Source organism: Streptomyces graminofaciens (genome assembly GCF_030294945.1).
Classification (GTDB): domain Bacteria; phylum Actinomycetota; class Actinomycetes; order Streptomycetales; family Streptomycetaceae; genus Streptomyces; species Streptomyces graminofaciens.
In genome coordinates, this window is the sequence record NZ_AP018448.1 from 10,399,107 (window position 1) to 10,425,359 (window position 26,253).

Annotated in this window: 26 protein-coding genes; 14 read left to right on the forward strand and 12 right to left on the reverse strand. The window is 72.2% G+C overall.

The annotated features are described in order from the left end of the window. Window positions 1–81 precede the first annotated feature (81 nt). The 3 genes from SGFS_RS45825 to SGFS_RS45835 all read left to right on the forward strand — a co-directional run bounded on the left by SGFS_RS45825 (window position 82) and on the right by SGFS_RS45835 (window position 2,514). A complete protein-coding gene (locus SGFS_RS45825) occupies window positions 82–1,500 on the forward strand; it encodes a peptidase C39 family protein (RefSeq protein WP_286260384.1) in 1,419 nt (472 codons plus the stop codon). A 94-nt stretch (window positions 1,501–1,594) separates the two neighbouring features. Then, complete coding sequence (locus tag SGFS_RS45830; protein WP_286258498.1) at window positions 1,595–1,741, forward strand: SCO1431 family membrane protein; 147 nt, start codon at window positions 1,595–1,597, stop codon at window positions 1,739–1,741. 113 nt (window positions 1,742–1,854) lie between these two features. Beyond that, window positions 1,855–2,514, forward strand: a complete 660-nt coding sequence (locus SGFS_RS45835) for a TetR/AcrR family transcriptional regulator (RefSeq protein ID WP_286258499.1) — start codon at window positions 1,855–1,857, stop codon at window positions 2,512–2,514. Between the two features lie 68 nt (window positions 2,515–2,582). On the opposite strand, the gene SGFS_RS45840 is transcribed toward SGFS_RS45835, so the two are convergent. Further along, a complete protein-coding gene (locus SGFS_RS45840; RefSeq protein ID WP_286258500.1) occupies window positions 2,583–3,830 on the reverse strand; it encodes a glycoside hydrolase family 18 protein in 1,248 nt (415 codons plus the stop codon). Window positions 3,831–4,184: 354 nt separating this feature from the next. On the opposite strand from SGFS_RS45840, the gene SGFS_RS45845 reads away from it, so the two are divergent. Continuing rightward, entirely contained in the window at window positions 4,185–5,369 is a 1,185-nt protein-coding gene (locus SGFS_RS45845; protein ID WP_286258501.1) for an acyl-CoA dehydrogenase family protein, read from the forward strand. On the opposite strand, the gene SGFS_RS45850 is transcribed toward SGFS_RS45845, so the two are convergent. Continuing rightward, window positions 5,320–5,550, reverse strand: a complete 231-nt coding sequence (locus SGFS_RS45850; protein ID WP_286258502.1) for a hypothetical protein — start codon at window positions 5,548–5,550, stop codon at window positions 5,320–5,322. The two genes, SGFS_RS45845 and SGFS_RS45850, sit on opposite strands and share 50 nt — an antisense overlap. 384 nt (window positions 5,551–5,934) lie before the next feature. Further along, entirely contained in the window at window positions 5,935–6,360 is a 426-nt protein-coding gene (locus SGFS_RS45855) for a hypothetical protein (RefSeq protein ID WP_286258503.1), read from the reverse strand. 267 nt (window positions 6,361–6,627) lie between these two features. Between SGFS_RS45855 and SGFS_RS45860 the strand changes: the two genes are divergently transcribed. From SGFS_RS45860 to fxsA, 4 genes are all read left to right on the forward strand, one after another. Then, window positions 6,628–7,068, forward strand: coding sequence for an Lrp/AsnC family transcriptional regulator (locus SGFS_RS45860; RefSeq protein ID WP_033532524.1), 441 nt, complete (start codon window positions 6,628–6,630; stop codon window positions 7,066–7,068). Between the two features lie 83 nt (window positions 7,069–7,151). Then, the gene (locus SGFS_RS45865) at window positions 7,152–8,765 is read left to right on the forward strand and encodes an amidohydrolase (RefSeq protein ID WP_286258507.1); all 1,614 of its coding nucleotides are present in this window, start codon (window positions 7,152–7,154) and stop codon (window positions 8,763–8,765) included. Window positions 8,766–9,373: 608 nt separating this feature from the next. Further along, window positions 9,374–10,174 (forward strand): polyprenol monophosphomannose synthase, encoded by an 801-nt coding sequence (locus SGFS_RS45870; protein WP_286258508.1) that lies wholly within the window; start codon window positions 9,374–9,376, stop codon window positions 10,172–10,174. A 126-nt stretch (window positions 10,175–10,300) separates the two neighbouring features. Beyond that, window positions 10,301–10,876 (forward strand): FxsA family membrane protein, encoded by a 576-nt coding sequence (fxsA, locus tag SGFS_RS45875; RefSeq protein ID WP_286258509.1) that lies wholly within the window; start codon window positions 10,301–10,303, stop codon window positions 10,874–10,876. 332 nt (window positions 10,877–11,208) lie between these two features. Here the strand turns inward: fxsA and SGFS_RS45880 are convergent, their stop codons facing one another. The 4 genes from SGFS_RS45880 to yczE form a co-directional block, all read right to left on the reverse strand. Beyond that, entirely contained in the window at window positions 11,209–11,583 is a 375-nt protein-coding gene (locus tag SGFS_RS45880; protein WP_003977404.1) for an RNA polymerase-binding protein RbpA, read from the reverse strand. 266 nt (window positions 11,584–11,849) lie between these two features. Further along, on the reverse strand, window positions 11,850–13,214 hold the full coding sequence (locus SGFS_RS45885) for an MFS transporter (RefSeq protein ID WP_286258511.1): 1,365 nt from the start codon (window positions 13,212–13,214) through the stop codon (window positions 11,850–11,852). Window positions 13,215–13,257: 43 nt separating this feature from the next. Beyond that, the gene (locus SGFS_RS45890) at window positions 13,258–14,025 is read right to left on the reverse strand and encodes a glycerophosphodiester phosphodiesterase (RefSeq protein ID WP_286258513.1); all 768 of its coding nucleotides are present in this window, start codon (window positions 14,023–14,025) and stop codon (window positions 13,258–13,260) included. Then, window positions 14,022–14,675 carry a membrane protein YczE gene (gene yczE, locus SGFS_RS45895; protein ID WP_286258515.1) on the reverse strand — a complete coding sequence of 218 codons (654 nt, stop codon included), beginning with the start codon at window positions 14,673–14,675 and terminating at the stop codon, window positions 14,022–14,024. Before yczE ends, SGFS_RS45890 begins: the two co-directional genes overlap by 4 nt. 100 nt (window positions 14,676–14,775) lie before the next feature. Here yczE and SGFS_RS45900 point away from each other — a divergent pair, with 100 nt between their 5' ends. After that, window positions 14,776–16,275, forward strand: a complete 1,500-nt coding sequence (locus SGFS_RS45900) for an SCO1417 family PLP biosynthesis transcription factor (protein ID WP_286258516.1) — start codon at window positions 14,776–14,778, stop codon at window positions 16,273–16,275. A gap of 165 nt (window positions 16,276–16,440) precedes the next feature. Here SGFS_RS45900 and SGFS_RS45905 read toward each other — a convergent pair whose 3' ends face one another. Beyond that, on the reverse strand, window positions 16,441–17,991 hold the full coding sequence (locus tag SGFS_RS45905; protein WP_286258517.1) for a hypothetical protein: 1,551 nt from the start codon (window positions 17,989–17,991) through the stop codon (window positions 16,441–16,443). 37 nt (window positions 17,992–18,028) lie between these two features. Further along, the gene (locus SGFS_RS45910) at window positions 18,029–18,223 is read right to left on the reverse strand and encodes a hypothetical protein (protein ID WP_286258518.1); all 195 of its coding nucleotides are present in this window, start codon (window positions 18,221–18,223) and stop codon (window positions 18,029–18,031) included. A gap of 307 nt (window positions 18,224–18,530) precedes the next feature. Between SGFS_RS45910 and SGFS_RS45915 the strand changes: the two genes are divergently transcribed. The 5 genes from SGFS_RS45915 (at window position 18,531) to SGFS_RS45935 (ending at window position 23,956) form a co-directional block, all read left to right on the forward strand. Beyond that, window positions 18,531–18,923, forward strand: a complete 393-nt coding sequence (locus SGFS_RS45915; RefSeq protein WP_286258520.1) for an ankyrin repeat domain-containing protein — start codon at window positions 18,531–18,533, stop codon at window positions 18,921–18,923. Between the two features lie 301 nt (window positions 18,924–19,224). Next, window positions 19,225–20,643, forward strand: coding sequence for a HEAT repeat domain-containing protein (locus tag SGFS_RS45920; protein WP_286258521.1), 1,419 nt, complete (start codon window positions 19,225–19,227; stop codon window positions 20,641–20,643). 138 nt (window positions 20,644–20,781) lie between these two features. Further along, a complete protein-coding gene (locus SGFS_RS45925) occupies window positions 20,782–21,912 on the forward strand; it encodes a glycosyltransferase family 4 protein (protein ID WP_286258522.1) in 1,131 nt (376 codons plus the stop codon). Continuing rightward, complete coding sequence (locus tag SGFS_RS45930; RefSeq protein WP_286258523.1) at window positions 21,909–23,111, forward strand: glycosyltransferase; 1,203 nt, start codon at window positions 21,909–21,911, stop codon at window positions 23,109–23,111. The genes SGFS_RS45925 and SGFS_RS45930 overlap by 4 nt, the downstream gene beginning before the upstream one ends. Beyond that, a complete protein-coding gene (locus SGFS_RS45935; RefSeq protein ID WP_286258524.1) occupies window positions 23,108–23,956 on the forward strand; it encodes an SGNH/GDSL hydrolase family protein in 849 nt (282 codons plus the stop codon). Before SGFS_RS45930 ends, SGFS_RS45935 begins: the two co-directional genes overlap by 4 nt. A gap of 53 nt (window positions 23,957–24,009) precedes the next feature. Here SGFS_RS45935 and SGFS_RS45940 read toward each other — a convergent pair whose 3' ends face one another. The 3 genes from SGFS_RS45940 to SGFS_RS45950 are packed head-to-tail and all read right to left on the reverse strand — an operon-like array spanning window position 24,010 to window position 26,242. After that, window positions 24,010–24,879: a 5-oxoprolinase subunit C family protein gene (locus SGFS_RS45940; protein WP_286258525.1), complete on the reverse strand. Its 870-nt coding sequence runs from the start codon at window positions 24,877–24,879 to the stop codon at window positions 24,010–24,012. After that, entirely contained in the window at window positions 24,876–25,487 is a 612-nt protein-coding gene (locus SGFS_RS45945; RefSeq protein ID WP_286258526.1) for a 5-oxoprolinase subunit B family protein, read from the reverse strand. Before SGFS_RS45945 ends, SGFS_RS45940 begins: the two co-directional genes overlap by 4 nt. After that, on the reverse strand, window positions 25,484–26,242 hold the full coding sequence (locus SGFS_RS45950) for a LamB/YcsF family protein (RefSeq protein WP_286258527.1): 759 nt from the start codon (window positions 26,240–26,242) through the stop codon (window positions 25,484–25,486). The genes SGFS_RS45945 and SGFS_RS45950 overlap by 4 nt, the downstream gene beginning before the upstream one ends. Between the last annotated feature and the right edge of the window lie 11 nt (window positions 26,243–26,253).

Sequence of the window (26,253 nt, forward strand, 5' to 3'; positions counted from 1 at the left end):
CCGAGCCTTCCGGATCTTGGGGGTCATCCGCACATGACGAGCGCGTCAGAGGCGAGAGCATCGGAGCCGTCGCCCGGAACCGTGCCGGAGTCGTCCCCCAGGACAGAGCCGGAGCCGTCCCGCAGAACACTCCTGGCAGCCGCCGTGGCGACCGTGGGCTTCGTGGCCACCGGGTCTGCGGCCACGGGCCCGGCGGCTGCCGCAGCCCCGGAGGCCCCCGCGAAGGCGGCTCAGGACTTCGTGGACAACCGCGCCTGGACCTCTTACGCCGACTGGCGTGGCGGCGATGGGCAGGGCACCCACGTGGTGGCGGGGGAGCGGCCGGGGGTCGTGATCGACGCCCCGGCCGGGACCAGCGCGTACACCGATCCGCACACCGGGCGGACCGCGACCTGGGAGTACGCGACCTGGACCTCCCCCGTGCACCGGCTCGCCGTGCCCGCCACCGAGGTCATCGCCTCCTGGAACGCGCGCACCCCGGCCGGTACCTGGCTCCAGGTCGAGGTGAAGGGCACGTACTCCGACGGCACGGACACCCCGTGGTACGTCCTGGGCCGGTGGGCCGCCGGTGACCGGGACATCCGGCGGACCTCGGTCGACGGCCAGAGCGACGGCAGGAGCAGCGTGGGCACCGACACCCTCGCCGTCGACGCCCCGGCCTCCGGCCTGCGGCTCACCTCGTACCGGCTCCGCCTGACCCTCTACCGCACGCCGGGCACGCGGCTCACGCCCACGGTGTGGCGGCTCGGCGCGATGGGCTCCGACGTCCCCGACCGCTTCACCGTCCCGGCCTCGACGCCCGGGTACGCCGGCGAACTCGACGTTCCGCGCTACTCGCAGGAGATCCACAAGGGCCAGTACCCGGAGTACGACAACGGAGGCGAGGCCTGGTGCAGCCCCACCTCCTCTCAGATGATCATCGAGTACTGGGGGCGGCGGCCCATCGCCAAGGACCTGGCCTGGGTGAACCCCGAGTACGCGGACCCACAGGTGTGCCACGCGGCCCGGTTCACCTACGACCACCAGTACGCCGGCTGCGGCAACTGGCCCTTCAACGCCGCGTACGCCGCCACCTATCGCGACCTCCAGGGTGTGGTGACCCGGCTGGGTTCGCTCATCGACCTGGAGACGCTGATCGAGGCCGGCATCCCGGTCATCACCTCCCAGTCCTTCCTCGCCACCGAGTTGACGGGGGCGGGGTACGGCACGGCGGGCCATCTGATGACCGTGATCGGTTTCACCGCCGACGGCGACGTGATCGCGAACGACCCGAACTCGCCGAGCAACGAGGCCGTGCGGCGGGTCTACGACCGGCGCGAGTGGGAGAACATCTGGCTGCGCACCAAGCGGTACAACGCCTCCGCCAAGGTCGTCTCCGGCGCGGGCGGCGTCTGCTACCTCTACTTCCCGGCACGGCCGACGGTCAGGCAGCGCGCGGCGCTGGCGGCGGTGGGGCTGCGTGAGCCCGTCCCCGGGACGGCGTCCGGCGTGCGTGTGTGACCAAGCTCTCGATCGGAAACGGTCCATCCGGTGGCAAGGTGGACGGAATCGCGGGGGGAGTCCGCAGCACGACCACACCACTCAGCGAGATGCCATGACCGCCACCTCAGCCACCGCCGCCCGCGTCCGTCCCCGCACCGGGGGCCCCGAGGACGACGGCCCGAAGACCGTCGAGCACCTCATGGGCTGGATCCTGGTCGTGGTTCTCGCGATGTTGGTCACCCAACTCGGTCTGCTCTGATCCGAACGTGTCCGAAGCTGTCCGATTCTGTCGATCTGGAGTCGAACAAGCTGGTGGTGCAGGTCTGCCATACTGCGGTTGTCCCGCTGGGCAGTCGGAGACCAGGACCGAAATTGAATAGTAGTCAACAGCGTGCGGTCGAGCCGCCGCGGGCGCGTGGTACCGACCGGTCGCTGGCACGCCGCGCCGAACTCATCTCCATCGGGCGGAAGTTGTTCGCCGACACGTCGTACGACGCGCTGTCCATGGACGACATCGCGCGCCAGGCGCATGTGGCCAAGGGCCTGATCTACTACTACTTCAAGTCCAAGCGTGGCTACTACCTCGCGATCGTCGAGGACTCGGTCGCCGACCTGATCACGTTCGCCGCGAGCGGCCTGCAACTGCCGCCGATGCAGCGGGTGCACCGCACCATCGACTGCTATCTGCGCTACGCCGAGGACAACCAGGCGGCGTACCGCACCATCGTGAGCGGCGGGGTCGGCTTCGACACCCAGGTGCACGCCATCCGGGACGGGGTGCGCGCGGCGATCGTCGCCACCATCGCCGAAGGCGCTTACGGCCGCAGCGACATAGCGCCGGTGGTCCGCATGGGCCTGTTCGGCTGGGTGTGCAGCGTCGAGGGTGCCACCCTCGACTGGATCGACCGCCCGGAGCTGTCGCGCGAGACCATGCGCGAGCTGCTGGTGAAGACGCTGGGCGGCACGATGCGGGCCATCGAGGAGATCGAACCGGCCTACTTCGCGCCTGAGCCCGCTCGCCGGGACGGCTGAGCGCCCGAGGTGGACCCGGGGTGAGGGTCCGCCGACCGACCCCCACCCCAAGTGTCTTTCCCCCGTGGCTACTTGATCGCCTTGATCAGCTCACCGTTCGCGGTGTCGCCGCTCAGCTCCCAGAAGAAGGTGCCGCCCAGGCCCATCGCGTTCTTGTAGGCCATCTTCCCCTTGATGGTCCGCGGGGTGTCGTAACTCCACCAGTCGTCACCGCACTTGGCGTACGCGGTGCCGCCGACCGTCCCGTTGGCCGGGCACGTGGTCTTGAGCACCTTGTAGTCCTCGTAGCCCGCCTCGTACGTCCCCGCCGCCGGGCCGGTCGCCGTGCCGCCGGGCGCCGACTGCGTGACACCGGTCCAGCCGCGGCCGTAGAAGCCGAGGCCGAGCAGCAGTTTCGAGGACGGTATGCCGAGGCTCCGCAGCTTCGCGATGGTGGCGGCGGTGTTGAACGCCGGGTTGGCGATGCCGGGGTACGGGGTCAGCGGCGAGTGCGGGGCCGTGGTCGAGTCCCAGGCGCCGAAGTAGTCGTACGTCATCGGGTTGTACCAGTCGACGAACTTGGCGGCGCCCGCGTAGTTCGCCGCGTCGATCTTGCCGCCGCTCGACGCGTCGGCCGTGATGGCCGCGGTGACCAGCGACTTTCTGCCGAACTGGCCGCGCAGCGCCGCCATCACGTCCTTGAATGCGTCCCTGCCGCTGGTGTCGCAGGTGAGCCCGCAGGCGTTCGGGTACTCCCAGTCGATGTCGATGCCGTCGAAGACGTCCGCCCACTTGGGGTTCTCGACGAGGTCGTGGCAGGACTTCGCGAAGGCCTCCGGGTCCTTCGCGGCCTCACCGAATCCACCGGACCAGCTCCAGCCGCCGAACGACCAGATGATCTTGAGGTTCGGGTGCAGTTTCTTCAGCTTGCGCAGCTGGTTGAAGCTGCCGCTCAGTGGCTGGTCCGCGGTGTCGGCGACGCCGTCGACGGACTCCTCGGCGCTGAACGGCTTGTCGGTGTCCGCCCAGGAGTCGCCGAGCGCGCACTTGCCGTCGACGACGTTGCCGAAGGCGTAGTTGATGTGGGTGAGGCGGTCCGCCGAGCCGGACGTCTCGATGTTCTTCACGTAGTACTGGCGGCCGTAGATGCCCCAGTCGATGAAGTAGCCGACAACCTTGGAGCCGGGCGCGCCGGGCGCGTGGGTCGTGGTGCCGGGCTGTGCGGGCGAGGCCGTCGCGGTGCCCGCTCCGGCGAGGAGCCCGGCGCCGAGGGCGGCGCAGGACGCGGCGGAGATCAGTGTCCGGACGCGGACACGGGAAGGGCGTGGTCTGAGCATCGTGACTCCGGGGGAGGGGAGCGTGGCGAGAGGGGTGGTGCCTGGACCTGCTGTGCCGATTGGCATGAACGCGGTAGCGCGTTGGGGGAGACCGTAGTGGACTAGACCATTCGGGTCAATGGTTCGGACCAATTCGGGTGGGTCGGCGCGCGCCGCCGAATGTGTCGTAATGAACGGTCGTTAACTGGTGACTCGCTGCTCCGGATCGGGCATACTCCAAGCGCCACAGCCTCTGATCAGCGGCTTCCGTGACCCGGGAGGCGCATTCTCGTCTGTGGCACGTAAGTCTCGGTGGCGCCGCTCCAACCCCTGTGCGCGTCCGCCGCAGTGCCCGACAGGGAGGAGAGCGTCGCCATGGCCGACCGCGCAGCGCAGCCGGTGGACCGTCAACTGCCCACGGAGGAGGCCCGGGATCTGATCTCGCTCGTCCGTGAGATCGCCCAGCGGGAGGTCGCTCCCCGGGCGGCCGAGGAGGAGGACGCCGGCCGCTTCCCGCGCGAACTCTTCGGCCTGCTCTCGGAGTCGGGGCTGCTCGCCCTGCCGTACGACTCGGAGCATGGCGGCGGCGACCAGCCGTACGAGGTCTATCTCCAGGTCCTGGAGGAGCTGGCGACCGCCCGGCTGACCGTCGGCCTGGGTGTCAGCGTCCACACCCTCGCCTGCCACGCGCTCGCCAACTACGGCACCAAGGAACAGCAGGCCGAGCGTCTGCCCGCGATGCTCGGCGGCGGCCTGCTCGGCGCGTACTGCCTCTCCGAGCCCTCGTCCGGTTCGGACGCCGCGTCGCTGCGTACGAAGGCGGTGCGGGAGGGCGACGACTGGGTGATCACCGGCACCAAGGCCTGGATCACCCACGGCGGCATCGCCGACTTCTACACGGTCATGGCCCGTACGGGCGGCGAGGGCTCCCGGGGCATCACGGCCTTCCTGGTTCCCGGTGACGCCGAGGGGCTGAGCGCCGCGGCGCCCGAGAAGAAGATGGGCATGAAGGGCTCGCCCACCGCGCAGCTCCATTTCGACGGGGTGCGCGTCTCGGACGCCCGGCGCATAGGAGACGAGGGCCAGGGCTTCGCGATCGCCCTCTCCGCGCTCGACTCCGGGCGGCTCGGCATCGCGGCCTGTGCGATCGGCGTGGCCCAGGCGGCCCTGGACGAGGCGGTCGCGTACGCCACCGGACGGCAGCAGTTCGGGCGGCCCATCTCCGACTTCCAGGGGCTGCGCTTCATGCTCGCGGACATGGCGACGCAGATCGAGGCGGGCCGGGCGCTGTATCTGGCCGCCGCCCGGCTGCGCGACGCGGGCCGGCCCTTCTCCAAGCAGGCGGCCATGGCGAAGCTGCTGTGCACCGATGCCGCGATGAAGGTCACCACGGACGCCGTCCAGGTCCTCGGCGGATACGGCTACACCGCGGACTTCCCCGCCGAGCGGTACATGCGTGAGGCCAAGGTGCTGCAGATCGTCGAGGGCACCAACCAGATTCAGCGGATGGTCATCGCCCGTCACCTCGCTGGTCCCGAGTCACGCGGAACCAGCCGCTGAAGGAGCTGCCGTAGGTGCCGTTCGTGGTGTATCGGTCACTCGTACCGAAGGGGCCGCGCGCCGCGAACGGAACGAAGGCGGTGCCGAACTGGTCGAGACCGCCCGGGGGCGCCACCAGCCGGACCCACTCCGGGTCGTGGCGCCCCGGCAGGGTGCGGCCCCGGTCGGCCCAAGTCCGCATCAGGGCACGGTAGATCGGCGGGTCCTGCGACTGGACCGGCCCCTGCGGAACCGATTCTGCCGGGCCGGAGACGATGAGGTGGCGTCGACGCCCGGTTACCGAGTAAGTAGGGGTCATACCGGGCAAACGCGCCACGGTCACGGCGGTCACCGCTTGCGTGAATCGCGCCTGAGTTCGCGCCGGTCCCGAACGGGGCAACGGGGGCCGCAGGCGTGTCGGCCGTGCGGGAGCCTACGCCGGATCGGGACGCACTGATCCCGCGCCGTGGCGGTCTGCACGCCAGGGCGCGGGAGTGACTGCTGCGTGGAGTACGCGAAGCGTGTGGAGCGGATGTTCCGGAGCCGATCGGCCGCGGAAGCCGCGGCCCTGGTGCAGGCCCTGGAGTCAGGCGGCCTGACGCCGCATCACCGGTACGCGCATCGGGCGCGAGCCCGGGCCGCCGACGTGCGAGAACGGCTGTGTCCGCCAGTCGAGGCCCTGCGGAAGCGTCAACACGACGGCGGTGTCCTGCTCCTCAGGCTCGACGTCCTCGTCCGCGGACCGGGCCTCGGAGGCCGGACGGCCCGTACCGGCACAGACCGTGAGCCCGAACGGGTTCCACGGCGACACCACCTGCGCGTGCTCGGGCAGGTCGTCCTCGTCGGACAGCAGGGCGATTGGCTGCGCGCAGTCCGGGCAGATGACCCGGAACAACTCGAAGGTGTCGTACGCGTCGAACTCGTCGTCCGGTTCGACACTCTCCGGCTCGGGCTCGATGACCGGCTGGAGGCGCTTGGGCGCGGTACGACCAGGGCGCTTAAGACTCTGCATGGGATTCTCCCCCTCGGGCTGGGCCGTGAAGGCACTGCGGCCTCGACCACAGCAAGCACTTCCCGCCCGGTCTCGGCGGTAATCACGAGGGCATCACGAAGCCTGTTCGGGTGATGTGGTCTTCGTCACATGCCGCTCGCAGATGCCCGCTGCGGGGGGCATACCACCCGGGCGGCGCACAGCGGCCTCTCAGCCACATCACGAACCGGCCATGACCTGCGCCACTGAGTATCCGTGGAGATCACGCTGCCTGTAGGTTCTTGCGTCATGGAGGAGCTGGACCGACAGATCGTGCAGCTGCTCGTCGCGGACGGGCGGATGAGTTACACCGACCTGGGCAAGGCCACGGGCCTGTCCACATCGGCAGTGCATCAGCGTGTGCGCCGACTGGAGCAGCGCGGCGTCATCCGGGGCTATGCGGCGGTCGTCGACCCGGAGGCCGTCGGGCTGCCGATGACGGCGTTCATCTCGGTGAAACCCTTCGACCCCAGCGCCCCCGACGACATCGCCGAACGCCTCGCCGGCGTCCCGGAGATCGAGGCCTGCCACAGCGTCGCCGGCGACGAGAACTACATCCTCAAGGTCCGCGTGGCGACACCGCACGAGCTGGAGGAGCTACTGGCGCGGCTGCGGTCCCTCGCGGGGGTCTCGACGCGAACCACGGTGGTGCTGTCGACGCCGTACGAGGCCAGGCCGCCGAGGATCTGACCGCTGCACGGTCGGCTGCGCCGGGTGCCTTGAAAGCGTGGCCCAGGTGCAGCGGGGCGGGCGGCAGGCGCGAAACTGTCCCCATGAGTGAGAGCACCGCCAGTCGAAAAGACCATCGCACCGTGTTGCTGCGCGGTGGGGAAGTCCACAGCCCCGCCGACCCGTTCGCCACCGCGATGGTCGTGGAGCACGGGCAGATCGCCTGGGTCGGCTCCGAGGGCGCGGCGGACGCGTTCGCGGACGGCGTCGACGAGGTGATCGACCTCGAAGGTGCGCTGGTCACCCCGGCGTTCACCGACGCCCACGTGCACACCACGGCCACCGGCCTCGCGCTCACCGGCCTCGACCTCTCCACCGCCCCCTCACTGGAGGCGGCCCTCGTTCTCGTACGGGAATTCGCGGTGGCTCGCCCGGCCGACCGTGTCCTCCTCGGCCATGGCTGGGACGCCGCCCGCTGGCCCGGCCACCGCCCGCCGACCCGCGCCGAACTCGACGAGGCCACCGGCGGCCGCCCGCTCTACCTGAGCCGGATCGACGTCCACTCGGCGGTCGTCACCACGGCACTGCTCGACCTCGTCCCGGGCGCCGACGGCTTCGCGGACGGCCCGCTCACCCGCGACGCCCACCATGCCGTACGGGCCACCGCGCTCGGCGTGGTCACCCCCGCCCAGCGCACCGAGGCGCAGCGCGCCGCCCTCGCGCACGCGGCCTCGCTCGGGATCGGCTCGGTCCATGAGTGCGGAGGCCCCGAGATCTCCTCCGAGGAGGACTTCACGGGGCTGCTGCGGCTCGCCGCCGAAGAGCCTGGACCGCGGGTCGTGGGCTACTGGGCCGAGCGCGATGTGGAGAAGGCGCGCGCCCTGGGTGCCGTCGGCGCTGCGGGCGACCTCTTCGTCGACGGCGCCCTCGGCTCGCACACGGCGTGCCTGCACGAGCCGTACGCCGACGCCGAGCACACCGGCACCGCCTACCTGGACGCGGCCGCCGTCGCCGCTCATGTGACCGCCTGCACGGAGGCGGGACTCCAGGCGGGCTTCCACGCCATCGGCGACGCCGCCGTGACCGCCGTGGTCGAGGGGGTGCGGGCGGCGGCCGAGAAGGTCGGCCTCGCCCGTGTCAGGGCCGCCCGGCACCGCGTCGAGCACGCCGAGATGCTCACCCCCGAGGCGGTCGCCGCCTTCGCCGAACTCGGGCTCACCGCCTCGGTCCAGCCCGCCTTCGACGCGCTGTGGGGCGGCGAGGACGGCATGTACGCCGGACGGCTGGGCGCCGAGCGGGCCCGCGCCCTCAACCCGTTCGCGGCCCTGCTGCGCGCCGGGGTGCCCCTCGCCTTCGGCTCGGACAGCCCCGTCACCCCCCTCGACCCGTGGGGCACGGTCCGCGCTGCCGCCTTCCATCGCACGCCGGAGCACCGGGTCTCCGTACGCGCCGCGTTCACGGCGCACACGCGGGGCGGCTGGCGGGCGATCGGACGGGACGACGCGGGCATCCTGGTGCCGGGCGCGCCCGCCGACTACGCCGTGTGGCGCACCGGCGAACTCGTCGTCCAGGCCCCCGACGACCGGGTCGCCCGCTGGTCCACCGACCCCCGCTCCGGCACCCCCGGCCTGCCCGACCTGAGCCCCGGCACCGACCTGCCCGTCTGCCTGCGCACGGTGGTTGGCGGGCGAACGGTCTTCGTACGGCCGGGCGAGTGATCTCCCGGCGCCGAGGTCTCCCACAAGGGGCCGCCGCCCCGCCGCACGACCTGCGTATCCTCCCCCGCCGACCAGGGATGTAAGGGAAATTCCGCAGGTCGAGGGGCAGTTGACAGCCGACGGCAGGGGGCAGGTAGGTTCGGCCGGGTCCACCACCGGACGTCCGACCGGGGAACTTCCGCGCGGTCGCCGAAGCGCCGCTGGGTCAGGGGTGGTGTGCCGCACCGGCGCACCACCACTGGGAGCCAGGCCCAGTGTCCGCGCTGCGGCGAGGGAACGTCGCGGCTCGGTCGGATGGTGCGACTCCGGGAGGGGCCCGGACGTCCAGTAGACAACGGCTTGAGGTCGACCCGCAGCCAGCGGGGCCCAGGCCGGCCCGAAGGGCGCCGGGCCCCGACCCGCAACCAGCTCCGACAGGGCCCAGGGACGGCACCCTCCGCCCGGTTCCGCACTTGCTCCGCCCCGTTCTGTGACGGCGCACAGGCGGCTGAGAGCGTGCTCCCACGCAACCCTTGTCGAATCGACACCCCACTGGACAGGCGCCGACGCTTCATAGCAGGCAGCGCCCACTATGGTGGACCCCTGCGTACGGACTTGAAGGGGCAGTAGTGAACGACGGCGACGGGACCCCCGCGGCAGCCGGCCAGGAGAGGCGGTTCGGCCCGCTCGGCACGGCCTTGGTGATCATTCCGACCTACAACGAGGCGGAGAACGTCAAGTCGATCGTCGGCCGGGTGCGGGCGGCTGTCCCCGAGGCGCACGTCCTGGTGGCCGACGACAACAGCCCCGACGGCACCGGCAAGCTCGCCGACGAGCTGGCCGCCGAGGACGACCATGTCCAGGTGCTGCACCGCAAGGGCAAGGAAGGGCTCGGCGCCGCCTATCTCGCGGGCTTCCGCTGGGGCATGGAGCACGGCTACGGCGTACTGATCGAGATGGACGCCGACGGCTCCCACCAGCCCGAGGAACTGCCCCGTCTGCTGACCGCGCTGAAGAGCGCCGACCTGGTCCTCGGCTCCCGCTGGGTGCCCGGCGGCCGGGTCGTGAACTGGCCCAAGTCCCGCGAGTTCATCTCCCGCGGCGGCAGCCTGTACTCGCGCGTCCTGCTCGACGTCCCGATCCGTGACGTCACCGGCGGATACCGTGCCTTCCGCACCGAGACCCTGCAAGGGCTCGGCCTCGACGAGGTCGCCTCCCAGGGCTACTGCTTCCAGGTCGACCTCGCCCGCCGTGCGATCAAGGCGGGCTACCACGTCGTCGAGGTGCCCATCACCTTCGTCGAGCGGGAGCACGGTGACTCCAAGATGAGCCGGGACATCCTCGTCGAGGCGCTGTGGCGGGTCACGGCGTGGGGTGTGGGGGAACGCGTCGGGAAGGTCGTGGGGCGGGACAAGCAGCCCGGCGAGTAGGGAGCCGGCCGCGGGCCTGGCGGGGGCGCAAACGGGTGCGCCTCACAGACGCGGGCCTGTGTTCCCACAGGAACGGCTGACCGTTCCCTTATCCCGCACTGAGCAGGGCCCAGGCACACTGGGACCATGACGACTGGCGCTTCGACCCCCACGTATCCCGTCCGGCCCCCGCGTTCCCGGCTGCGCACGTTTCTGCCGCTGGGTGTCGCCGCTTGGCTGGTGCTGGAGATCTGGCTGCTCACCGTGGTCGCGGGCGCGGCCGGTGGGTTCTCGGTCTTTCTGCTGCTGGTCGCCGGTTTCCTGATCGGTTCCGCGGTGGTCAAGCGAGCCGGGCGGCGGGCCTTCCGAGCGCTTTCCGAGACGCTGCAACAGCAGCAGGCGGGTACGGCGTCCGGCCCCGGCAAGAGCGAGGGCAACGGCTTCCTGATGCTCGGTGGTCTGCTGCTGATGCTGCCCGGGCTGGTCTCGGACGTGGTGGGTCTGGTTCTGCTGATACCGCCGGTGCAGAAGGCGCTCGGGGGGTATGCGGAGCGGGCCTTCGAGCGGAAGCTGCGGGCGGCTGGGGCCGGGGGTTTGGGGGACGCGTTTCAGCAGGCGCGGATTCATCGGCCGGACGGGAAGGTCGTGCAGGGCGAGGTCATCCGGGATGAGCCGGGGGCCGGTGCGGGTGGGCAGGATCCTCGTCCGCCGTTGGCCCGCTGAGAGCGACCCCGCTGCGCCTCGGAGTTCGGGTGGGTGGGGTTCGTGGTGGTTGCGCGCGCAGTTTCCCGCGCCGCTGAAGGCACCCGCGCCGCTGAAGGCACCCGCGCCGCTGAAGGGGCACGGGGCACGGGGGACTGCGCGACAAAGCCTCACCGGGCCGCAGCACAAAGCCTCAGCCGCAGCACCAAGCCTCACCGGGCCGCAGCACAAAGCCTCAGCCGCAGCACCAAGCCTCACCGGGCCGCAGCGAAAACACGACCGCAGGCGCCGTACGAAAACGTACGGCGCCTGCGGTCTTTGTCGCGCTGTATGCCGCTCAACCCCCGGAGGGGCTACGCGGACTTGCGGCTGTCTCGCGGATGTACCGCGATGTTCATCGCGCCGGAGCGGAGAACCGCCAGGCGCTCCTCGAGGACCTCTTCGAGTTCCTCGCGGGTGCGCCGCTCCATCAGCATGTCCCAATGTGTACGCGCGGGCTTGGCCTTCTTTTCCTCAGGGCCGTCGCCGTCCACGAGGAGTGCCTGGGCCCCGCAGACCTTGCACTCCCACTCCGGCGGAATCTCCGCCTCGACCGAGAAGGGCATCTCGAAGCGGTGCCCTTTCTCGCATGCGTACTCCACGGCCTGGCGCGGAGCCAAGTCGATGCCGCGGTCCGTCTCGTAGCTGGTCACCACGAGGCGCGTGCCGCGAAGAGCTCGCTCACTCATGAATCGTGCCTCCCGGGCTTGTCGCCCACAGGACAGGTGTCGCTGTCGTCGTCATCCGGTCAACGTCCGGTCGGCGGTAAAGATTCCCGTTCCGTGTCCCGTTCCGGGTCATGCGTCGCCGTCGTAGCCGCCCTTGTTGTACCCACCCGCGCCCGGTTTGTCACATCTGACAGTAGATGTCACCCAGCGTTTCGGCATCTTTGACGCGCAGTAACGGTACGCCTGGCAGGCCAAACGCGTACACTACAGCCCTTTCGCTCCCGGTGCTAAATCCTGTCGGGTACGGGATTGCCCGCGTCGCCGATCGCCCGCCGTACGGGGACCCGTGCGAGCAGGGCGAATCCCAGGACGAAGAAGGCCACCAGGGAGATGATCGCGTCCCGATAACTTCCGGTGAGCTGGTAGGTCAGACCGAAGAGAAGAGGGCCGAGCCAGCTCATGCCCCGGTCGCTCATCTCGTACGCCGAGAAGTACTCGGCCTCCTTGCCGGGCGGCACCAGGTGGGAGAAGAGGGAGCGGGAGAGGGCCTGGCTGCCGCCCAGTACCAGGCCGATTCCGGAGGCCAGGACGAAGAACCAGACGGGGGCTCCCGCGGGCAGGAAGTAGCCGGCGCCCAGGACCAGCGTCCAGGCGACCAGTGAGCCGAGGATCGTGCGCTTCGCCCCGTACCGCCGTGCCAGCCGCCCCATGCCGAGGGCGCCGCACACCGCCAGGATCTGGACCAGGAGTACCGCCGCGATGAGCGTGGACTGGTCGAGGTCCAGTTCCTCGGAGCCGTACACCGAGGCCTGGGAGATCACCGTCTGGATGCCGTCGTTGTAGATGAGGTACGCCAGGAGGAAGGCGAGGGTCAGGGGATGGCGGCGCATGTCGCGGACCGTTGCCGCCAGCTGGCGCAGGCCCGGGGACGTCGCCTCCTTCGCCTCACCTGCCTCGCCCGTCGGGTTTCCGCGGTCGCGCAGTCGGCGGAGCGGGATGAGGGTGAAGGCGCCCCACCACAGGCCCGCCGAGGCCAGGCAGACGCGGACGGCCATGCCCTCCGAGAGGCCGAAGGAGTCGTGGGCCGTGTACAGGATCAGGTTCACGACCAGGACCAGGGCGCCCGCCGCGTAGCCGAAGGCCCAGCCCCGGGAGGAGACCGCGTCGCGTTCCTCGGGCGGGGCGATCTGCGGCAGATAGGAGTTGTAGAGCATCATCGCCACGGACTGGGAGGCGTTGGCGATGATCAGGAGGACGCCGCCGAGGAAGTAGCGGTCTCCGGCGAGGAAGAACATGCCCGCCGTCGCCCCGGCGCCGACGTACGCTGCCGCGCCCAGGAGGGGCTTCTTGCGGCCCGTGCGGTCGGCGGCCGCGCCCACCAAGGGCATGATCACGACGGCGAGGATCACCGACAGGGACACCGAGTACGCGAAGAAGGAGCCCGCGCGGACAGGGATGCCCAGCGGATGCACATAGCCGTCGGCGTCCGCCGCGGACTTGGCGACCGAGGTGAGATAGGGGCCGAGGAAGACGGTCAGGACGCTCGTCGAGTAGACCGAGCAGGCCCAGTCGTAGAAGTACCAGCCGCGCTGTTCGCGCCGGCGCCCGGCGGCCTCGTCGGCTGAGTCCGTCCGCACGGTGTCGGTGCCCACCCGTGCCCTCGCTTCCCCGTGGAGCGGGCCGCGCGAGAGCGCGTCAGACCCAGGTCCCCCGGTCCTCAAGCACCTTGCGCAGCGTGTCGATGTGATCGGTCATGATGCCATCGACTCCCAGGTCGAGGAGCCGGTGCATACGTTGCGGTTCGTTCACGGTCCAGGCGTGGACCTGCAGCCCGCGCGCGTGGGCTGCGCGGACCAGCCGGCGGTCGAGCACGGGCACACCCGACTGCGCCTCGGGCACCTGCGCGGCGACCGCCGAGCCGCGCAGCCTGGCCGGCACACCCCACGAGCGCAGCCGCAGCCCCAGGATGCCGCTCCTGCCGTACGAGGTGGCCAGACGGGGACCGGCCAGGCGCTGGGCGCGGGCGACCCGGGACTCGGAGAAGGAGCCGACGCAGACCCGGTCCCAGGCGTTGGTGCGGGCGATCAGGTTGAGCAGGGGGTGGAGGGCCGGTTCCGCCTTGACGTCGACGTTCCAGCGCACCTCGGGGAAGGTCTCGAGGAGTTCCCCGAAGAGGGGGACCGGTTCGGCGCCCGCCACGCGCGCGTGCCGGACGTCCTGCCATGGCAGGTCCGCTATCCGGCCCGCGCCGTCGGTCAGGCGGTCCAGGGTCGAGTCGTGGAAGGCGACGAGCTTTCCGTCGCGCGTGGCGTGTACATCGGTCTCGATATAGCGGTAGCCCGACTCCACCGCGCGCCGGAACTGGGCCACGGTGTTCTCCAGACCGTCTGCGGCCCCGCCCCGGTGGGCGACGGCGATCGGGCCCGGATGGTCCAGGTACGGATGGCGAATGGAGGTCGTCACCCGGGCAGTATGGCCCGCTCCGACGGCCCGGCGGCAACGACCGTGCTGCCGCCCGATGCCGTGGGGACGGCGAACGCGCGCAGGAACAGTTGGGCGAGCGGTCCGATGGAGACGGCGTACAGGACCGTGCCGATGCCGATGGTGCCGCCGAGCGCGAAGCCGGTGGCGACCACGGCCACCTCGACGGCCGTCCGCATCAGCCGGATCGAGCGGCCGGTGCGCCGGTGCAGCCCCGTCATGAGGCCGTCGCGCGGGCCCGGGCCGAAGCGGGCGGCGATGTAGAGACCGGTGGCCACGCCGTTGAGGACGATCCCCGCGGCGAGGAGCGGAATCCGTACGGCCATGGAGTGCGCCTCGGGCACCAGTGCGAGCGTGGCGTCCATCGCGATGCCGACGACGAAGACGTTGGACACCGTGCCGAGGCCGGGGCGCTGGCGGAGCGGGATCCAGAGGAGGAGCACCGCGGCGCCGACGATGATCGACACCACGCCGATCGTCAGGCCGGTGAGTTCCGCGAGGCCTTGGTGCAGCACGTTCCAGGGTTCCAGGCCGAGGCCCGCCTCCACGAGGAGCGCGGAGCTGGCGCCGTACAGCGCGAGACCGGTGTAGAGCTGGAGCAACCGGCGGCCCAGATGGCGCTTGGCGGACAAAACGTACCCCCCTGTTGGTGCTGGTGGCCTTACGCATGACACTCTGTGGCTTGGAAGAAGAAGCCATCCATGGCCAATTCTGGGAAGGTGGACTGGAATCATGGCACAGTGGACCTCGGCAATCGGTGCCGCACAGCTCGCCCGACTGCTCACCTCCCAGCAGGAACGCCCGGCGGGGCCCGGCACACGCCGCCCGCCCGCCTACCGGGCGCTCGCCGACGGCATCCGGCTGCTGGTGCTGGAGGGCCGGGTGCCGGTCGCGGCCCGGCTGCCCGCCGAGCGCGAGCTGGCCCTGTCCCTCTCCGTCAGCCGTACGACCGTCGCGGCGGCCTACGAGGCCCTGCGCGCCGAGGGGTTCCTGGAGTCCCGGCGGGGAGCGGGCAGCTGGACCGCCGTACCGGCCGGGAAGCCGCTCCCCGCGCGCGGCCTCGAGCCCCTGCCGCCCGAGGCGCTCGGCTCCATCATCGACCTGGGCTGCGCGGCCCTGCCCGCGCCCGAGCCGTGGCTCACCCGGGCTGTGCAGGGCGCCCTGGAGGAACTGCCGCCGTACGCCCACACGCACGGTGACTACCCGGCCGGACTGCCCGCGCTGCGCTCCACGCTCGCCGAGCGCTACACCGCGCGCGGGATTCCGACCATGCCCGAGCAGATCATGGTGACGACAGGAGCGATGGGGGCGATCGACGCCATCTGCCACCTTTTCGCCGGGCGTGGTGAGCGGATCGCCGTGGAGTCGCCGTCGTACGCCAATATCCTGCAGCTGATGCGGGAGGCGGGGGCACGGCTGGTGCCGATCGCGATGGCCGACGGGCTCTCGGGGTGGGACCTGGACCGGTGGCGGCAGGTGTTGCGGGACGCGGCGCCCAGGCTCGCGTACGTCGTCGCCGACTTCCACAATCCGACCGGCGCGCTCGCCGACGAGGACCAGCGGCGGCGGCTGGTCGACGCGGCCCGGGCCGCCGGGACGGTGCTCGTCGTCGACGAGACCATGAGCGAGCTATCTCTGGACGAGGGCGTGGAGATGCCCCGGCCCGTGTGCGGCTTCGACCCGGCGGGGTCCACCGTCATCACGGTCGGGTCGGCCAGCAAGGCGTTCTGGGCGGGGATGCGGATCGGGTGGGTGCGGGCCGCGCCCGAGGTGATCCGCAGCCTGGTCGCGGCGCGGGCGTACGCCGATCTGGGGACGCCGGTGCTGGAGCAGTTGGCCGTGAACTGGCTGATGAGCACCGGTGGTTGGGAGCGGGCCGTGGATGTGCGGCGGGCCCAGGCCCGGGAGAACCGCGACGCGCTGGTGGCCGCCGTGCGCAGAGAGCTGCCGGACTGGGAGTTCTCGGTGCCGGCGGGTGGGCTGACGCTGTGGGTCCGTACGGGTGGGCTGTCCGGGTCGCGGCTCGCGGAGGCGGGGGAGCGGGTGGGGGTGCGGGTGCCGTCGGGGCCTCGGTTCGGGGTGGACGGGGCGTTCGAGGGGTATGTGCGACTGCCGTTCACCGTGGGCGGTGCGGTGGCGGAGGAGGCGGCCGTGCGGTTGGGCGCGGCGGCGGAGTTGGTTCGGACGGGGGCGACCGGGGGGAACGACGCGCCGCGGACGTTCGTGGCGTGACCCCGTTCTCCGGGGGCTTGGCGTTCAGGCGCCCGGCGCCTCGGCTGGGGCACTGGTCGTAGGGCGCCCGGTGCTGTGGCTGGGCGGGGGCGGCTTCGCTCACCGGCGCTTGCGGGGTGCCGCTGCGCCCACCCGTGCCGCCCCTGGCGGCACGATTGCCCGCGGCTAGGACGGGGCGGTCACCTCCGCCGCTGTCTCGTCCGCCGGCGTCGTGCGGATCGGTAGCAGCTTCAGGACCGCCTCGCGGTGGGGGGCCGGTGATTCCTCGTCGTACGGGTCCGGGGTGGCCGGGACCTGGAGGCGGAGGACGGGGGGTGCGCCGAGACGGGCGTACCCGCGGCCCGGTGGGGTGTCCGGGGTGGGGGTCGTGGGCGGCGGGGTGCCCAGGATCGAGGTCAGCTGCTCCTCCGACGCGGGGCCCAGCACCACGCGCGCGCGTGTGTGCTGTTTCACGGCGTCCGTGAGGGTGTCCAGATGGTCGAAGTTCTCGGCCACGACCACTGTGACGTTCGCTGCGCGGCCGTGCCGGAGGGGGACCTCGAGCAGGGACTGGGGGTCCGCGCGGCCGTCGGCCGAGGCCAGGTGGGTCAGCGCGCTCGGGCGGTCGAGGAGCAGCCAGAGGGGGCGCCTGATGTCGTCCGGGGTGGGACGGTTGGCCTGGCGGGCGTGGTTCGTCGCGATCAGGCGGCGTTCCGTCTCCTGGGCCGCCCACTCCAGGCTCGCCAGGGACCCGGTCAGACCGCACTCGACGGCCAGGACGCCGGCGCGGCCCGTCAGACAGGCGTACTCGCCGCTGCCGCCGCCCTCGACGATGACGACATCGCCGTACTGGAGGGCCTGGATCGCCAGCGAGCGCAGCAGTGTCGTGGTGCCGCTGCCCGGTTCGCCGACGACCAGGAGGTGCGGCTCGGTGGAGCGGACGCCCGTGCGCCAGACGACCGGGGGGACGTCGCGCTGTTCGTCGCCGTGGGCGAGCGGCAGGGTGCGCTGGACGTGGGCCGGGTCGGTGAAGCCGAGGACCAGCTCGCCGGGGGCTGTCACGAAGCGCTGGGCCGTGATGTCGGTGGGGAGGGGCGCGAGGACCGTGACCGTCAGTTCGTTGCCCTCCTCGTCCCAGTCGAAGCGGTATTCGCGGCCGCGGCCCGCCTTGGCGTGCAGCAGCTGCTCGATACGGGCCCGCGAGGCCGCCTCGCCGTCCGTGAAGTACGCCGGGTAGCGGATCAGGAGACGGCGCACGCGGCCCGTCTGGTCGAAGTCGAAGGAGGGGAACGCCTTGTCCCAGGCGCCGCCGTGGGCGTACAGGGGTTCCGGGTCGTCGGACGTGGAGAAGTACGGGACCAGCGCCTCGTAGAGGGACTGCAGGCGCTGGCTCTGGGGCTCGGTGGGGCCCGGGGGCTGCGAGCCGGCGCGTTCGCGGCCCGCCCAGGCTGCCGCCGCCATCACCGCGATGACGGCGAGCAGCGGTCCGTACGGCACCAGAGCCACGACCAGGACGACCGAGGCGACCAGGAAGAACAGCGACCCGCGGCGGTCCTTCGGGGTGTCGGCCCACCTGCGCCGCCCGGTCGTCGCCAGGTGGCGCAGTCCACGGCTGATGGTGATCAGCGGATGGAGGACATCGGTGGCATTGTCTGCCGCCGTGCGGGCCAGCTCCCGGCTCCTCGCGAGATGCGCGCCGCCGGTGCTCAGAATGCGGGGGAGAGGGAGCCGGGTCACTGCGGTCTCCTGGGGGTGCGTACGGAAGGGGGGCGGGTCAGAACTTGATCCCGCCCAGGAGGCCCGCGAGGCTTTCGCCGCCCGCCTTGATGCTCGGGGCGATGGCGGTGCTCGCGAGGTAGAAGCCGAACAGCGTGACGACGATGGCGTGCGAGGCCTTGAGGCCGTCCTTCCGGAAGAAGAGGAAGACGATGATGCCGAGCAGGACCACGCCGGAGATGGACAGGATCATTTGGGTTCTCCTGGTTGAAGGGGACAGTCACCATGAGTTCTTCCAGGGTCACAGCATGTATCCATACGATTAAAGGTGCAAATGAGGAAAATTCTCATCATTTCACCTGGATGGTGGACGTGTTGTTGGACCGTCCGAGCTGGGCTGTTGCGGCTGTTGCGCCCGGTGAGGCCTGATGTGATCTTTGCCTCGCTTGTGTCCGCTCATGTGCGTGAGGAGCCAGTACCCTGGCGATTCACTCGTACGGCGGCGCACCTCGCCGACGTACGCTGCTGATGTTTCGTAGTGAACGAGAGGCGGTCCCGCGATGAGCGAAGCCCCCGACCCCGCGGTCGTGGAGCTGGCGACCAAGATCTTCGATCTGGCCCGGCGGGGCGAGACCGAGGAACTCGTGGCGTATGTCGACGCGGGTGTTCCGGCCAACCTCACCAATGACCGAGGCGACTCCCTCGTGATGCTCGCCGCTTATCACGGCCACGCCGAAGCCGTACGGGCGCTGCTCGTGCGCGGCGGTGAGGCCGACCGTGTCAACGACCGGGGCCAGACTCCCCTCGCAGGGGCGGTTTTCAAGGGCGAGGAGGCGGTCATCCGGGCACTTCTGGAGGGCGGCGCCGACCCGCTCCTGGGGACGCCGAACGCGGTGGACACGGCCCGGATGTTCGGCAGGACGGGCCTGCTCGAACTGTTCGCAGCACACTGATCAACATGTCCTGACCAGGCAAAACAAGATAAACGGGGGAGGCGGTACGGGGCCGCCGGATATTTCGGTCGCGGCAGGAAGAACCACCGGGTCATCATGACGTCGTGATTCACGGACATGATGGCTGGGCAGGTGTTGCCGCACCGCGTGGGCCGTGATGCGGTCCGCATGGGCCACCGACGAGAGGCAGAGGAAGATGGTCTACAGCAAGCAAGAGACGGCGGGCGCCCCGACGTGTTGTCACGCGGCCAGGTAATGCGGATTCCCGGTTGCGTCGACGCTTGATGTGAGGCTGTTTCCCATGTTCGAACCGGTCATAGCGCCCAGCGGTACGCTGCTCGGCCTGCTTCAGCGGGGCCGCGGCGACGGTACGCTGCACGCGCTCACCGCACCGCGGGCCGAAGCGCTCGCGGCGCTGAACCACTGTGTGCTGAGCGACCCCCGCCACGACTGGCAGGTGGAGAACCGCTCCCTGTACTACGCCCGTCTCTACCTCGACCTGAGCGGAGAGCTCGACGAGATCGAGCGGCACCTCTTCGACGCCGAGGACCTCCTCGACAGCTGCGAGTCACGCACCGGGCTCGCCCTCGCGGTCCTCGGGCACCTCGCCTCCTACGGCAGGCGCGACGCCCTCGCCCTCCTGCGCAGGTACGCGGCCTCCGGCTCCAACTGGGCCTGGGCCCTGGACGAGCTGGCCCTCAGGGACGACGACGAAGGCCTGCGTGCCCTCGCCGAGCCCGTGCTGGCCCGCTTCACCACCGACGCCGAGGGCGAGGCCGAACTCGCCGCCGCCGTCCGTGACTCCTTCGAGCCCCGGCCCTGGCGATTGTGGGCCGACGACTCCCGCGAATCGATCGCCACGCGCGTGCGTGCCGCCCAGGAAACGGGCTGCTTCGACCGCTGGCAGCGGCAGATGAGCAGCTCCGGACCCCGCCCTGGCTGGAGCGTTCGGGCCGTCTTCGAGTGGGCCCAGCAGGGCATCGAACGCGGCGCGGCCCTCCATGTCCCCGCCGCCCGCTGCCTCATGGCCGTCGCCGGCCCCGAGGACCGGCCGGAGATCCTCCAGGCCGCCCGCACGGGCGACGACGGCGCCCGTTGCACCGCCCTGCGCTACCTCGCCGACGGCAATGATCCCGACGCCCTCGATCTCATCGAGGGCGCGGTGGCCGACGGATCGACTCTGGCCGTGGACGCCGCCGTGGACGCGTTCGAACGGATGCGCAGCATGGCCGCCGTGGACCGGGCCCGCGGCTGGGTCCACCGGCCCGACGCGCTGGGCGCGGCCGCCGGGCGCATGCTCGCCTGCAGGGGCGGCGCCCAGGACAGCGACCTGGTGCTCGGTGCGCTGCGCGAGGCCGTACGGGGCGAAGGACCCGACGCGCCGACCCTGTGGACGCTCGTCGACGGCGCCGGACGCCTCGGCATCGCCTGCGCCGCACCTGTGCTGCGCCATGTCTACCGCGAGACCGCCTCGTCCCACCTACGTGGCAGGGCCGCCCACGCGCTCGCCGCCACCGACCCCTCCTTCGCCGCCGGCTTCGCCGTCGAATGCCTCTGGGACTGCGAGGAGACCACCCGCGAGATCGCCGCCAGACACGCCGAGACCGGAGACGCGCGCGTCGTCGACCAGCTCCGCCGCCTCGCCGCCGACCCGGCCGAGGAGGCCGAGGTCCAGACAGCCGTACGCAGCCGGATCGGCCCCGAAAGGCCCGCCATGTGAACGCGGGGTGACCCGGACATCAGGTGGGCATGGACACGGCCCGGCTGGAAAAGTGCGCAGCGCAACGCTCATGGGACGTTCCCCGCCCGGAAAGATCCACGTTGACGCGGCCACGTCCAGTGCGACGACAACACCGTTATGCGCGTCGTCATCGTGACCGAGTCCTTTCCCCCCGATGTGAACGGCGTGGCCCACTGCGCCCTGCAGACCGCGCGGCACCTCGCCGCGCGCGGCCACTTCCCGCTCGTCGTGGCCCCGGCCAACGCCCCCGGCACCGGAACGGGCGCCGACCTCCAGGCGCCCTGTCCCGTCGTCCGCGTCCCGTCCCTTCCGCTCCCGGGCTACCCACAGGTCCGGGTCGCCCTGCCCAGCCGCAGAGTCGCCGCGGCGATCGTCGAACACCGGGCCGACATCGTCCATCTGGCCAGCCCCTTCGTCCTCGGCGTGCGCGGCATGGCCGCCGCCGCCCGCCTCGGCATACCGGCCGTCGCCATCTACCAGACCGACCTCGCCGGATACGCCCGCACCTACATGCACGCCGGTGAGGCGGCCGCCTGGCGCCGGATCCGCTCCGTCCACGCCGCCGCCGACCTCACCCTCGCCCCGTCCAGCGCCGCCCTGCACGACCTGGAGGCACACGGTGTGCCCCGGGTACGGCTGTGGGCGCGCGGTGTGGACACCGTCCGCTTCCGCCCCGACCTGCGCGACGAGGCGCTACGACGGGAGCTGGCCCCGAACGGCGAACTGATCGTCGGCTACGTCGGCCGGCTCGCCCCCGAGAAGCAGGTGGAGCTGCTGGCCGGGGTGTGCGGCCTGGACGGCGTACGCGTCGTCGTCGTGGGCGACGGCCCGAGCGAGCCGGGGCTGCGCGAAGCACTGCCCGGCGCCGTCTTCCTGGGCCGCCGCACCGGCGACGACCTCGCCCGGATCTTCGCCTCGCTGGACGTCTTCGCCCACACCGGCCCGTTCGAGACCTTCTGCCAGACCGTGCAGGAGGCCATGGCGAGCGGGGTGCCGGTCGTGGCGCCCGCCGCCGGGGGCCCGCTGGACCTCGTGGCCCATGGCCGTACGGGGCTCCTGGTGCCGCCGCGCGACGCGGCTGCCGTAGGGGACGCCGTACGGGCGCTGGCCGCAGACCCCGCGCTGCGGGCCGCGTACGGGGCCGCCGGGCGGGCCACGGTCGAGGGGCGCACCTGGGCGGCCGTCGGCGATCAACTCATCGGGCACTACGCCGGTGTGCTGGCGGCGCGGACGGTGGCGGCGGCATGAACGAGACCACCGGAAGCCTGCGGATCGTGCGGCTCGCCAACTTCGTGGCGCCCACCTCCGGTGGGCTGCGCACCGCGCTCCGCGAGCTGGGCAAGGGCTACGAGGCGGCCGGGCACGAGAGCGTCCTCGTCGTGCCCGGTGAGCGGCACACCGACAGGGAGACCGAGCAGGGGCGGGTCATCACGCTCCCCGGGCCGCTGCTGCCCGGCACCGGCGGCTACCGGGTCCTCACCGACAAGCGCCGGGTGGCCGCCCTCCTGGCGTCGCTCCGGCCCGACCGGCTGGAGGTCTCCGACCGGACCACCCTGCGCTGGACCGGGGCCTGGGCCCGGCGGGCCAGGGTGCCGGCGGTGATGGTCTCGCACGAGACCGCGGACGGGGTGCTGCGGACCTGGGGCCTGTCGGAGGGCATGGCCCGGCGGGCCTCCGACGCCCTCAACGTCCGGACGGCCCACACCTACTCACGGGTGGTGTGCACGACCGAGTTCGCGGAGCGCGAGTTCGTACGGATCGGCGCCCGGAACGTCGTACGGGCACCGCTGGGCGTCGACCTCGTGGCCCGGCACCCCGCACTGCGCGACCCGGGGCTGCGGGAGCGGCACGCGCGCGTGGACGACGTTCTGCTGGTGATGTGCTCCCGGCTATCGGTCGAGAAGCGGCCCGGTACGGCGCTGGACGCCCTGGAGGCGCTGCTGCGGCGCGGACGGCGGGCGGTGCTGGTGGTCGCCGGGGACGGGCCGCTGCGGGCCCGCCTCGTACAGCGGGCGCGGGGGCTTCCGGTGACCTTCCTGGGGCATGTGGCCGACCGCGGGATGCTGGGCGCGCTGCAGGCCTCCGCCGATGTGTGCCTGGCGCCCGGGCCCGCCGAGACGTTTGGGCTCGCCGCGCTGGAGGCGATGGCCTGCGGGACGCCCGTGGTGGCCAGCTCCTCGTCCGCGCTGCCGGAGGTCGTCGGGTCGGCCGGAGCCACCGCGGCCGACGACGGGGACTCCTTCGCGGACGCGGTCGAACTGCTGCTGGCCCGCCCCGAGGGCGAGCGCCGGGAGGCCGCACGCGCGCGTGCCGAGCGTTTCGGCTGGCAGGCCGCGGTGGACGCGTTCCTCGCCGCGCACGACACGAGTGTCGGGCGGTCGGTGCCCTCGGTGCCCTCGGCGCACTCCGGGCCCTCCGCGCCTTCGGTTCGGGAGGGTGTCGGATGAGACCCCTGCGTTTCGTGGCCCTCGGTGACTCCCTCACCGAGGGCGTGGGCGACCCCGTGGGCGAGAACTGGCGTGGCTGGGCCGCCCTGCTCGCCGACGGGCTCGGCCCGGATGTGGAGTTCACCAACCTCGCCGTCAGCGGCTCCCAGACGCGTGACGTCCTCGAACGACAGCTCCCGGCCGCGCTCGCGCTCCGCCCGGACCTCGTGTCCGTCGTCATCGGCGTCAACGACACCCTGCGCCGCACCTTCGACATCCACGCCGTCGCCGCCCGCCTCGACGAGGTCTACGCGGCCCTGCGCGCCCGGGACGTGGCCCTGCTCACCGCGTGCCTGCCCGACCCGGGCGCGATGCTCGGGCTGCCCGGCGCGCTCGCCGGCCCCCTCGCCCGGCGCCAACGGGCCGTCAACACCGTCGTCCACGCCCTGTCCGAACGGTACGAGGCGGTTCATCTGCACGCGTCCGAGGGGGCTTGGCTGACGGACCGCGCGATGTGGAGCGCCGATCGGCTGCACCCCGGCGAACGCGGGCACCGGCAGCTCGCCGTCCGCTTCCACACCCTGCTCGCGGAGGCGGGGCTCGCGACGGGGGCCGGTCCTTGCCCCGAGCCCGAGTTCCCCGCACCCACCCGCTCTGCCGGCCTGTGGTGGCTGGCCACCGCAGGTACCGGCTGGGTCGCCCGCCGCTGCACCGACCTCCTTCCGCAGCTCCTGACCCTCGCCGCCGCCGAGGTGCGCCACAAGGCGCGCGGCTCCAGTGCCCGGCTGGACCTGTCGGCCTCCCACGCGGTGGCGGCGGCGCTGGCCGCGCTGTCCGGACCGGAGCAGCGGCCGGAGGTGGCGTGAACCGGGGGAGCAGAGAGTGGCCGACGCGGATGGGGCCGGTTGCCTACGGCGGTTCAGCGGCGCCGTACCGCCACGAACCGCACCGGAGTCCCAGGCGCGGCCTGGGCCGCGCCCGCCAGGTCCGCCGGGTGGACGACGGCGATCACCGGATAGCCCCCGGTGGTCGGATGGTCGGCCAGGAAGACGACCGGCCGGCCGTCCGGCGGCACCTGGACGGCACCCAGCACCATGCCCTCGCTGGGGAGCTCGCCGGGCCGGGCGCGCTCCAGAGCGGGGCCGTCCGTGCGCAGGCCGATGCGGTTGCTCGCGGAGGAGACCGCGTACGGGTGCGTGACGAGCGTGCGGCGGGCCGCCGCCGTGAACCAGTCGTCACGGGGGCCGAATGTCATGCGCAGAACCAGCTCAGAGGGTGGCGCCGGGTGCGGAACGACGTCCACGCGCGCGTGTGCCCGCGCAGGCCGTCCCAGGGGCAGCACGGTGCCGTTCGTCAGCGGGGGCGGACCGAGCCCCGACAGCAGGTCGGTGGAGCGGCTGCCCAGCACCGGCTCGACGGCCACCCCGCCCGAGACGGCCAGATAGCCGCGTACTCCCGCGCGGGCGGCCCCGATGTCCAGCAGAGCCCCTTCGGGGACGCGTACGGGTGCTCCCCAGGGGGCCGGGCGGCCGTCCACGGTGACCGGGCAGGGGGCGCCGCCGACGGCCACGACGACCGTCGAACGGGGCCGTACGGAGCAGCCGTTGAGGGTGGTCTCCAGGACGGCCGCGTCCGGCGGGTTGCCCACCAGGCGGTTGACCAGCGCGGCGGTCGGTGCGTCCAGCGCGCCCGAGCGCGGCACGCCGAGATGGGCGTATCCGGGGCGGCCGAGATCCTGCACGGTGGTCAGGGCGCCGGCGCGGACGACGACGAGGGCACGGTCGGTCATGCCGCGCCCACCGGGGTGAAGCGGACTCTGGTGCCCGGCGCCAGCAGAGCCGCGGGCACGCGCGCGTGGTCCCACAGCACCGTGTCCGTCGTACCGATCAGCTGCCAGCCGCCCGGCGACGAACGCGGGTACACACCCGTGTACGGCCCCGCCAGGGCGACCGAACCCGCCGGGACGGCCGTGCGTGGCGTCGAGCGGCGCGGCACCTCGCGCGGCAGGCCGGTGAGGTAACCGAAGCCCGGCGCGAAGCCGCAGAAGGCCACCCGGAACTCGGCCGCCGCGTGGATGGCGGCCACCTCCGCCGCGTCGACACCCCAGTGCGCGGCGACGTCCGCCAGATCCGGGCCGTCGTACCGTACGGGGATCTCGACGACCGCTTTCGCGCGCGCGGGAACCGGCGGAACCTCCCAGGAGGCGAGCCGGGCGGCGAGGCGGGACGGGGCGTCGAGGCCGTCCAGGAGGACCGTACGGGCCGCGGGGACGATCTCGGCCACGACGAGGTCACCCGCCGCGCGGCGGCGCAGCAGCTCGGCGTGCAGGGCCTCGGCCTCCTCGCCCGATCCGACCTCGATCAGCAGCGCGCGGTCCCCGACCGGCAGCGCCCTCATACGAAGGCCTCCACGCGCACCCCCGAGGACTCCAGCCCGCCGCGCACCCGCCTGGCCAGTTCCACGGCGCCCGGTGTGTCGCCGTGCAGGCACAGGGAGCGGGCGCGGACGGGAATGCGCTCCCCGGAGTGGGAGGCGACCGTGCCGGAGCGGGCGAGGTCCACCGACCGCTCGACCACGGCGTCCGCGTCGGTGATCACGGCACCGTCCTGACCGCGCGGCACCAGCGTGCCCTGCTCGGTGTACGCACGGTCCGCGAACGCCTCCGTGACGGCCGGCAGCCCGGCCCGTTCGGCCACCTTCAGCAAGCGCGAGCCGGGCAGGCCGAGCACGGGCAGCGTGGCGTCGGCGAGGACGACGCCGTCCACCACGGCCGCCGCCTGCTCCTCGTCGTGCACGACACGGTTGTAGAGCGCGCCGTGCGGCTTCACGTACGACACGCGCGTGCCGGCCGCACGCGCGAAGACCTCCAGGGCACCGATCTGGTACGCCACCTCGGCCGCCAGTTCGGCGGGCGGCACGTCCATCGCGCGCCGCCCGAACCCCGCCAGATCCCGGTACGAGACCTGGGCACCGATCCGCACGCCGCGCTCGGCCGCCAGCTCGCACACCCGCCGCATGGTGACCGCGTCCCCGGCGTGGAAGCCGCAGGCCACGTTGGCGCTGGTGACGACGGACAGCAGCCGCTCGTCGTCGGTCAGCCGCCAGCGGCCGAAACCCTCGCCGAGGTCGGCGTTGAGATCGATGGAGATCATGGCTCCCATTC

What these genes read in the sequence shown, in the direction of transcription:
- SGFS_RS45830 (WP_286258498.1), top strand. Translation starts at nt 1,595, where the DNA reads ATGACCGCCACCTCAGCCACCGCCGCCCGCGTCCGTCCCCGCACCGGG.
- SGFS_RS45840 (WP_286258500.1), bottom strand. Translation starts at nt 3,830, where the DNA reads ATGCTCAGACCACGCCCTTCCCGTGTCCGCGTCCGGACACTGATCTCC.
- SGFS_RS45845 (WP_286258501.1), top strand. Translation starts at nt 4,185, where the DNA reads ATGGCCGACCGCGCAGCGCAGCCGGTGGACCGTCAACTGCCCACGGAG.
- SGFS_RS45850 (WP_286258502.1), bottom strand. Translation starts at nt 5,550, where the DNA reads ATGCGGACTTGGGCCGACCGGGGCCGCACCCTGCCGGGGCGCCACGAC.
- SGFS_RS45855 (WP_286258503.1), bottom strand. Translation starts at nt 6,360, where the DNA reads ATGCAGAGTCTTAAGCGCCCTGGTCGTACCGCGCCCAAGCGCCTCCAG.
- SGFS_RS45860 (WP_033532524.1), top strand. Translation starts at nt 6,628, where the DNA reads ATGGAGGAGCTGGACCGACAGATCGTGCAGCTGCTCGTCGCGGACGGG.
- SGFS_RS45865 (WP_286258507.1), top strand. Translation starts at nt 7,152, where the DNA reads ATGAGTGAGAGCACCGCCAGTCGAAAAGACCATCGCACCGTGTTGCTG.
- fxsA (WP_286258509.1), top strand. Translation starts at nt 10,301, where the DNA reads ATGACGACTGGCGCTTCGACCCCCACGTATCCCGTCCGGCCCCCGCGT.
- SGFS_RS45880 (WP_003977404.1), bottom strand. Translation starts at nt 11,583, where the DNA reads ATGAGTGAGCGAGCTCTTCGCGGCACGCGCCTCGTGGTGACCAGCTAC.
- SGFS_RS45900 (WP_286258516.1), top strand. Translation starts at nt 14,776, where the DNA reads ATGGCACAGTGGACCTCGGCAATCGGTGCCGCACAGCTCGCCCGACTG.
- SGFS_RS45910 (WP_286258518.1), bottom strand. Translation starts at nt 18,223, where the DNA reads ATGATCCTGTCCATCTCCGGCGTGGTCCTGCTCGGCATCATCGTCTTC.
- SGFS_RS45915 (WP_286258520.1), top strand. Translation starts at nt 18,531, where the DNA reads ATGAGCGAAGCCCCCGACCCCGCGGTCGTGGAGCTGGCGACCAAGATC.
- SGFS_RS45920 (WP_286258521.1), top strand. Translation starts at nt 19,225, where the DNA reads ATGTTCGAACCGGTCATAGCGCCCAGCGGTACGCTGCTCGGCCTGCTT.
- SGFS_RS45925 (WP_286258522.1), top strand. Translation starts at nt 20,782, where the DNA reads ATGCGCGTCGTCATCGTGACCGAGTCCTTTCCCCCCGATGTGAACGGC.
- SGFS_RS45930 (WP_286258523.1), top strand. Translation starts at nt 21,909, where the DNA reads ATGAACGAGACCACCGGAAGCCTGCGGATCGTGCGGCTCGCCAACTTC.
- SGFS_RS45935 (WP_286258524.1), top strand. Translation starts at nt 23,108, where the DNA reads ATGAGACCCCTGCGTTTCGTGGCCCTCGGTGACTCCCTCACCGAGGGC.
- SGFS_RS45940 (WP_286258525.1), bottom strand. Translation starts at nt 24,879, where the DNA reads ATGACCGACCGTGCCCTCGTCGTCGTCCGCGCCGGCGCCCTGACCACC.
- SGFS_RS45945 (WP_286258526.1), bottom strand. Translation starts at nt 25,487, where the DNA reads ATGAGGGCGCTGCCGGTCGGGGACCGCGCGCTGCTGATCGAGGTCGGA.
- SGFS_RS45950 (WP_286258527.1), bottom strand. Translation starts at nt 26,242, where the DNA reads ATGATCTCCATCGATCTCAACGCCGACCTCGGCGAGGGTTTCGGCCGC.